Source organism: Halocynthiibacter sp., assembly GCF_049608145.1.
Lineage (GTDB): Bacteria > Pseudomonadota > Alphaproteobacteria > Rhodobacterales > Rhodobacteraceae > Halocynthiibacter.
Map to the genome: position 1 here is coordinate 1 of NZ_JBMYXF010000106.1, position 2,299 is coordinate 2,299.

At 54.3% G+C, this 2,299-nt stretch carries 3 protein-coding genes; all 3 read left to right on the forward strand.

Features of this window, described 5'->3' with window-relative positions; genetic code table 11:
• Positions 1–455 (forward strand): type VI secretion system baseplate subunit TssK (tssK, locus tag ACPGUT_RS15985; protein WP_423993104.1); only part of this gene is annotated, 455 nt, incomplete at its 5' end.
• Positions 456–460: 5 nt separating this feature from the next.
• On the forward strand, positions 461–1,318 hold the full coding sequence (gene icmH / locus ACPGUT_RS15990) for a type IVB secretion system protein IcmH/DotU (RefSeq protein ID WP_423993106.1): 858 nt from the start codon (positions 461–463) through the stop codon (positions 1,316–1,318).
• A gap of 3 nt (positions 1,319–1,321) precedes the next feature.
• The coding region (locus ACPGUT_RS15995; protein ID WP_423993108.1) for an AAA family ATPase at positions 1,322–2,299 on the forward strand (978 nt) is incomplete at its 3' end.

Here is a 2,299-nt window from a genome sequence, read left to right on the forward strand (position 1 = left end):
CGGAAAACTGTTGGCCATCTGTCACACAGAACCTGCGCCAGCTTGTGACCGCGACATTGGTTGCGAATGCTGTGCCGATCCATCATCAGCGTAAGAAACACGGCTATATCGTGGCGCCGGTACCGGAACGCCAGATGATCCGCGATTACGATTTTGTTCTGGCCGTCAAAGCCAGCGTGCCACAGGAACGCCTGCATACGCAGTTCCCGGCACAAGCCAAGGTCAGCTCGCTTGAAAAGATCCGCGAATTGGTGGGCAAACAGTTGCCAGGTATTCCACTGCATCTGATGGCCGTGGCCCCGCGCCAGCTGCCGTATCATGCGGGATATTCCTATTTCAAAATTGATAATTCACACCCGGCCTGGTCACAGATGGACCGCGCTGAAGGCTTTGCATTCCACATCGCCGGTGAGTTCCCTGAACTGGAACTGCAGTTCTGGGCAATCAAGAGGTAAGCGTTATGAGTGAAGTGACAGCATTTGATGGTTTCGATGGCGAAGAACAATCCGCCAATCTGCCCCAGACAGCAAATGACAACCTGCCTGTACAAGCCAGTGAATTGCGCCCTGCTTCACTGATCTCACCACGGGAAACCTTGGATTTTCAATTGCGTGCGCCGGATGGCGGATCAAACGCCCTGCTGGAACTGGCGATGCCGGTTCTGGGTCTTGCGGTGCGGATCCGGGATATGCCGAATTTTACGGATATTGAATCCCTGCACAGCCGCCTCAGCAGCGAGATCCAGAACTTCCAGAAGGAAGCCGAAACCAAAGGGTACGACGATGCGACCACGCTGGCGGCGCGTTATGCGCTGTGTGCCATGGTGGATGAATCTGTGCTGTCACAGACCTGGGGTGCCGAAAGCCTTTGGCCAGAACGTCCTATGTTGTCGGTGTTTCACAATGAAACTTGGGGTGGGGAAAAGGTCTTTGGCATTCTCGATCGGGTGATGGAGGAAAGCCACCGCTTTACCGACCTTTTGGAATTCCTGTATTTCAGCATCGCCCTTGGGTTTGAGGGCAAATATCACGTGATGCACAATGGTCAGGCCAAGCTCGATCATCTGTTGGATGCGGTTTATAAAGTACTGGAAAAACACCAGGGCGAAGCGCCGACACAATTGGTGGACCCAACCCCAAATATCTATGGCCAGAAACAACGGATGGGCTGGCGCGTGCCGGTTTGGACCATTCTTGTTGCGGGGCTGATCGGGGTCGTCGGGATCCACCTTTGGTTTGATTACACCCTGACGGAACGCATCAATGAAATTGCGGGCGATATTGGCGCATCTCTTGGTGTTGAAGAGGAAGGCGAATAAGCAATGCTGACTATTCCTAAAGAAAAAATCATTGAACGTCTGAACACATATTCCCGTGAAGCCCTGCAACGCGCAAGCGAACTTTGCATGGAACAAAGCGGTTATGAGATTTCCGTCAGCCACATCATTCTGGCCATGCTGGAACAGCCAGCTGGGGATATTTCACGTCTGTTGAATGCGTTGAACCTGAACGCTATGCGGCTTGAGGCCCTGGCGCGTAAATCCATTGAACGGGCCAAATCCGGCGCGCAGGACTTGCCACAGTTTTCGCCAATGTTGCTGGAACTGCTGCAGGATGCTTTTGTGATTTCCAGTGGTGGCTTGCAGGAAGAAGACATTCGCACCGGCGCGATCTGGGTTGCGATTGCGTCAAACCCGGATCGCTATTGTCATTTCTACATGCAATCCGAATTCGAAGCGATGGATGCGGACGCCATGTCCGCGGGTTTCCATGAGCTGACCAAAGGCTCTATGGAAGGGCCGATCACGGACGAACATACCGCGGGCGGCGAAGCTGGCCCCATGCCCGAGGGCGAAACCGCATTGCAAAAATACGGCCGCGATATCACGCAGCAGGCCCGCGAAGGTAAGATTGATCCGGTCTTTTGCCGCGAAGGCGAGATTGCCTTGACCACCGATGTTCTATGTCGCCGCCGCAAGAACAATCCGATCCTTGTGGGCGATCCCGGTGTTGGTAAAACCGCGCTGGCGGAAGGGCTTGCGCTGAAGATCATTGATGAAGATGTGCCTGCGGCCCTGATTGGCACAGCACTTTGGGAACTTGATCTGGGCGCGCTTCAGGCTGGGGCTTCGGTGAAGGGCGAATTTGAACGTCGTCTGAAAGCGGTATTGGATGAAGTTCTAAGCACGCCTGAGAAAATCATTCTGTTTATCGACGAAGCCCATACATTGATTGGTGGCGGCGGTCAGGCTGGTGGGTCGGATGCGGCGAACCTTTTGAAACCAGCGCTTGCGCGCGGG

Coding starts and splice junctions, on each gene's coding strand:
- icmH (WP_423993106.1), top strand. CDS start 461: ATGAGTGAAGTGACAGCATTTGATGGTTTCGATGGCGAAGAACAATCC.